We start from the raw sequence: 5,020 nt of genomic DNA, 5'->3' as shown, positions 1-5,020 counted from the left end.
GACAACATAAAAAAACAATAAAAGGAGTCTTTTTTAAAGACTTACTTCAGTTGTACGGTTCCTCTTAAACATACCGCTAACAAATCCCCAGGCTAAACCGAGATGGATCATCAGGTAAATAAACGGAAACAACAGCAGATACCTGAAGCCTCGTTTCATACTCACGAAAACAGAACCCGCTGTAATCACTGCCAGGTAGCCAGCCAGCATCAAAGCCGGAATAATCCATACTTCGGACATCAGAAGTGACAGGAAAGTTGTCACCAAGATTGTAAGAAAAAATACCGGCGGGGCCATAACTCCCGAAGATAACGCTTTGTGCTTGCGCCACATCCGGAAACGCCCCAGGCCATAGCGCGCCATCTGCGCAAACAGACTCCCCAGGCTCTCGCGCGGGTAATAATATACAGCCAGCCGGGGACTGAAATATGCCCTGAATCCCGCCTGTCCGATTCGATAGTTATGCTCATAATCCTCGGCGGCATCGAAGCCTTCATCGACATAGCCTACTTTTTCGATGACCTCACGTGAATACATCGCTCCCGACGAAGATGGATTGACCTCGCCTTCATATTCCATATTGTAGATCGTGGAGTCGGTGCCGTGCCCGATAACCGATTCACGTGCGTAAGCGACCGCGTTCTGGAAAAAACTGTTGTCGGGCGGGGTCAAGGGTTGCGGGCGGGCGAGTACATGGTAATCTTTTTCCGTAAATATCTCAGCAACATCTTTGAGCAAACCCCTTCCGGCTATATATACATGACCATCGATAATCATATAATAATCGCCTCTGCCCTCTTTGAAACCGAGATTGCGGGCCGAGCTGGAGCGTCTTTTATGGTTCTCTATGACCCGGAAATTCTCGAACTCATGTTGCATTGATAACGCGATTTTGACAGTATCGTCAGATGACATCCCGTCCACCACCAGGACCTCGTAGCGATCTCTGGGGTAGTCCTGGGAGGCTATCTGCTCGAGGGTGCGGGCGATAAAGCGAGCTTCGTTGTAAACCGGCAGAATTATCGTTATAAACGGCAGAGTCGATGCCATCGGATCACCAGCATAACCCCCGGTAACCGGGAGCGAGGTTGGAGAGATCATCCACAATCCTGACCAGGTCGATAATTATTTTGTCGGTATCCATACGAGCGATATACTCGAAATCAGGATCTCTGGATCCGATCACGACCACATCGGCCAGGTTAAAAACCTCCTCGATGGAACTGGCCAGAAGGCTTGAGATATGCGGGATCTCTTTTTCTATATAAGCTTTGTTCGAACCGGTCAGCTTGGCTACAATAACGTTCTTGTCATAAATATATAATTCGTAGCCTTTGCCGATCAACGTTTCGGCCATCTCGACCAAAGGTGATTCACGCAGGTCATCAGTACCCTGTTTGAAAGCCAATCCCAGGAAACCGACTTTCTTACTGCCGGAATCATAGACCATCCTGAGGGCTTCATCGACCTGGGCACGATTCGAATCCATGATCGCGTCGATCACACCGGTATGGGCATCGATTGACTTGGATTTATATTTAAGCGCACGGATATCCTTCGGCAGACAGGATCCCCCGAAAGCAAAGCCCGGCTTGAGGTAGTATTCCGAAAGGTTCTGTTTTGTATCCTGGCAGAAGAGGTGCATGACCTCATGGGAATCGACCCCGAGTCGCTTGCAGAGCCTGCCGACCTCGTTGGCAAACGCTACTTTGAGCCCGTGGAAAGTGTTGTTGATATATTTCAGCATTTCCGCTGACTTAAGCGAAGTCTTATATATCGGAGCGTCCAGAAATCCGTAGAGTTCATCGAGTTTCGCGGTCGCGCCGGTATCCTGGGCGCCGATTACAGTAAATGGGGGATTGTAAAAATCCTTGATCGAACTGCCTTCACGCAGAAACTCCGGATTGAAAAAGACATCGAAATCGACATAGACTTTCTTGCCGGAGGCTTCTTCGATAGCCGGGATCAGCATCTCCTCGGTAGTGCCCGGAAGCACCGTGGAACGCATCACGATCGTATGAAAACTATCCTTGTTAGCCAGAAGCTGACCGATCTTGGTCGCCACCCTCTGGACATAAGTTAAATCCAAATCACCGTTATCGCGCGAAGGCGTGCCGACCGTGATCATTGTCAGGTCGGTCTCATTGATCGCTTGTTTGGCGTCGAACGAAGCCTTCAACTTCCCGCTTTCGACCACCCGGTTGACCAGGTCGTTCATTCCTTCCTCGATAATCGGAGACTTGCCGATATTGATCAATTCGATTTTATCACGGTTGATATCCACGCCGATTACATCATGGCCCTGATCGGCCAGGCAGGCGGCCGAAACACATCCGACATATCCCATTCCGAATACAGAAATTTTCATGGTGTCGTCACTCCTCACGAGTTGCCGCGTCCTTCCCTGCGGCGTTTTTTACTGCTTCCCTGAGCGCGGTAGCGAAGCTCTTTGCCACTTCCTTCCAGTTATACTTCCGGGTTACCAGAGAATGTCCTCCGGAGGCGATTTTGTCCAGCAGATCATCATCCTCGATCAGCTTAGAGACGGTATCGGCAAAATCGTCCGGATCATCGCGTATCAGGATCTCGCGCCCATCAGCGAGCGGTAGCCCCTCGGCACCGACAGTGGTCGAGACTACCGCCTTCTTCTGGGCCAGGGCTTCGAAAATCTTAATCCGGGTTCCTCCCCCGATTCGAATCGGTACGATATACACCCGGGCCCGGTCGACATACGGCCTGACATCGTCGACAGTACCGGTAACCTTAACGGAATCATCCGCTTCACCCATCCTGACGATTTTCTCCGGTGGACGCCTGCCGACAATATATAACTTAACATTCCGTTTTTTCAACTTTAATTTAGGATATATTTCCGTAATAAAATATTCCATCGCATCCTGGTTCGGAAGCCAGTCCATCGAGCCGACAAAAGTGATATTGTGTTTTTCCATTTTTTCCGGGTGCGGGCTGAAGTATTCAGTATCCACCCCGGTAGGTATAGTGCTGACCTTATCGATTCCAAATTCCTGCCGATGAATACGCGCGTCGGATTCCGACACCACCAGGACATTGTCGAAAAGAGCACAGGCCAATTTTTCGTAGCTTCTGAATTTACGGTATTCGAGGAAAAGATAAGCTTTCTTCAACAGGTTGCGATTGGTCTGGTAATGCCTGCGCCAGATCTCGGATTCGACATTGTGCTGAAAAATCACCTTGGGTATATCATTTAACGGCAACGTATTGATCGACATTTCCAAAAAATCACAGAGCAGAAGATCGAAATCACCAGATTTGTATCTCCTCTCGATTTCCCGGGTTATCTCAGAATTCAGGTATTTGTTTATCACGTACGGTCGGGGTGAAAACAGGTTTAACAACAGTTTCAGATAAAACCGCGGACTGAATTTTTTCTCGGGATTGAAGCGAACATAGTCTACCCGCTCGCAAAAACTTCGCAAGTGATCGAGCGCTTCCTGTGACGGTTCCTCGTCGGCCAGGCACAGGTAGCTGACCTGATGCTTTTTCGCCAGGTTTTTGAGGATATTATAGCTTCGAATCTTGCCCCCGGTGTCCGCCGGATAGAGATAATCTGATTTAATCCATAGAATTTTCATTCTACCCTGCTTTCCCGGAATCAGGCCGGTGTGAGTGATGATGGATCCTCTTTTTCGAGGTAAATCCTCTGCCACAACTCGAAGTTCAATAAAGTCCAGATCTGGTCGGAGAAGTTACGATCTCCGCTCTGATGCTTGTTCCAGATATGTTCGACAGCTTCCGGGCGGAAAATACCCCGCTGTGCGGTTCTATGGTCGAACAGGATATCACGCGCATAATCTTTGTATTCTCCCCTGAACCATTTTGCGATCGGAACTGGAAAGCCTTTTTTGGATCGCGACAAAATCGGCTCAGGTATGCGATCCTTCATTGCCATCCTCAGGATCCGCTTGGTGTCGAACCCCTTGATTTTCATCTCGCGCGGAAGTGAAGCGGTAAATTCGACCAGCCTGTGATCCAGAAACGGCACCCGGCTTTCGATCGAGGCCGCCATCGACATCTGGTCCTGTTTCATCAACAGCTCCAAAAGATAGGTCTTGATATCAGCATATAAAATCCGATCGAGCATACCTCGCGCGTTGTTCATACGGTAATAGCTGTGGTATCCGCTGTAGAGCCGGTCGAAATTGTATCCGTTGAGCACACCTTCTCCGTAAAGCGATTCCTGCATCGCTCGCGAGAAAGTCGAGTAATTATCCAAAAATATTGTGTCCAGATCGCTGTCGAGATAAACCGTGGTCCTAATCGCCTTGTTCTTGTACGGAAACTTATCGGGTAGAATATCGACCAGCGGTTTGAAGATATGCCTGCGTACCGGTCGGGGAATGAATTTCCCAGCCATCAAGTTATAGATAGTCTGGTAATAGCGCTCATAGCCCCCCAACAACTCGTCGGAGCCCTCACCTGTCAATACTACTTTGACATGATCGCTGGCAAGTTTGGCGACGAAATACAGTGCGATCGATGAAGGGTGAGCGATCGGTTCGTCCTCATGCCAGATCATGCGGGGAAGGTGATCGAAAAACTGTGCGGGAGCCATTGTGACTTCATGGCGCACAGCCCCGCACTGCTCAGCGCTCATGCGGGAATACTCGAATTCATTAAAAGCGCGTTCCTTGAAAGCTACCGAGAAGGTCTCGATCGGGCGATTGACCATCCGGCTCATGCGGGCCGCGATTGCCGATGAATCGATTCCACCCGAGAGAAACATCCCCAATGGCACATCTGCCATCAAGCGCAGTCTAACCGATTCGTCGAACAATTCCAGAAACCTGTCGACATAATCACGTTCCGACATCCCCCCGGCAGGCGACTGGTAAACTATATCCCAGTACTTTCGCAGATCGATTTTGCTGTTCTGGCAGGTCAGCGAATACCCCGGCATCAGCTTCTTTATTCCAGTAAATAATGTCTGCTCATCGAGCGTGTACTTGAGCGCCATCTGCTCCGCCAGGGCGTCATGATT

General features: G+C 49.6%; 4 protein-coding genes. All 4 read right to left on the bottom strand.

Annotated elements, in window-relative coordinates; translation table 11 throughout:
- Positions 1 to 33 precede the first annotated feature (33 nt).
- A complete protein-coding gene (locus tag GF404_12770) occupies positions 34 to 1,101 on the bottom strand; it encodes a glycosyltransferase (GenBank protein MBD3383053.1) in 1,068 nt (355 codons plus the stop codon).
- Entirely contained in the window at positions 1,055 to 2,368 is a 1,314-nt protein-coding gene (locus GF404_12765; protein MBD3383052.1) for a nucleotide sugar dehydrogenase, read from the bottom strand. Before GF404_12765 ends, GF404_12770 begins: the two co-directional genes overlap by 47 nt.
- Before the next feature lie 7 nt (positions 2,369 to 2,375).
- On the bottom strand, positions 2,376 to 3,614 hold the full coding sequence (locus GF404_12760; GenBank protein ID MBD3383051.1) for a glycosyltransferase: 1,239 nt from the start codon (positions 3,612 to 3,614) through the stop codon (positions 2,376 to 2,378).
- A gap of 20 nt (positions 3,615 to 3,634) precedes the next feature.
- Positions 3,635 to 5,020 (bottom strand): asparagine synthase (glutamine-hydrolyzing) (asnB, locus tag GF404_12755; GenBank protein ID MBD3383050.1); only part of this gene is annotated, 1,386 nt, incomplete at its 5' end.

It is taken from the genome of Candidatus Zixiibacteriota bacterium (genome assembly GCA_014728145.1).
Taxonomy (GTDB): domain Bacteria; phylum Zixibacteria; class MSB-5A5; order JAABVY01; family JAABVY01; genus WJMC01.
The sequence above is the reverse complement of the archived record's forward strand: the minus strand, read 5'-3'. Positions and strand labels throughout refer to the sequence as shown.

What these genes read in the sequence shown, in the direction of transcription:
- GF404_12760 (MBD3383051.1), bottom strand. Translation starts at nt 3,614, where the DNA reads ATGAAAATTCTATGGATTAAATCAGATTATCTCTATCCGGCGGACACC.
- GF404_12765 (MBD3383052.1), bottom strand. Translation starts at nt 2,368, where the DNA reads ATGAAAATTTCTGTATTCGGAATGGGATATGTCGGATGTGTTTCGGCC.
- GF404_12770 (MBD3383053.1), bottom strand. Translation starts at nt 1,101, where the DNA reads ATGATCTCTCCAACCTCGCTCCCGGTTACCGGGGGTTATGCTGGTGAT.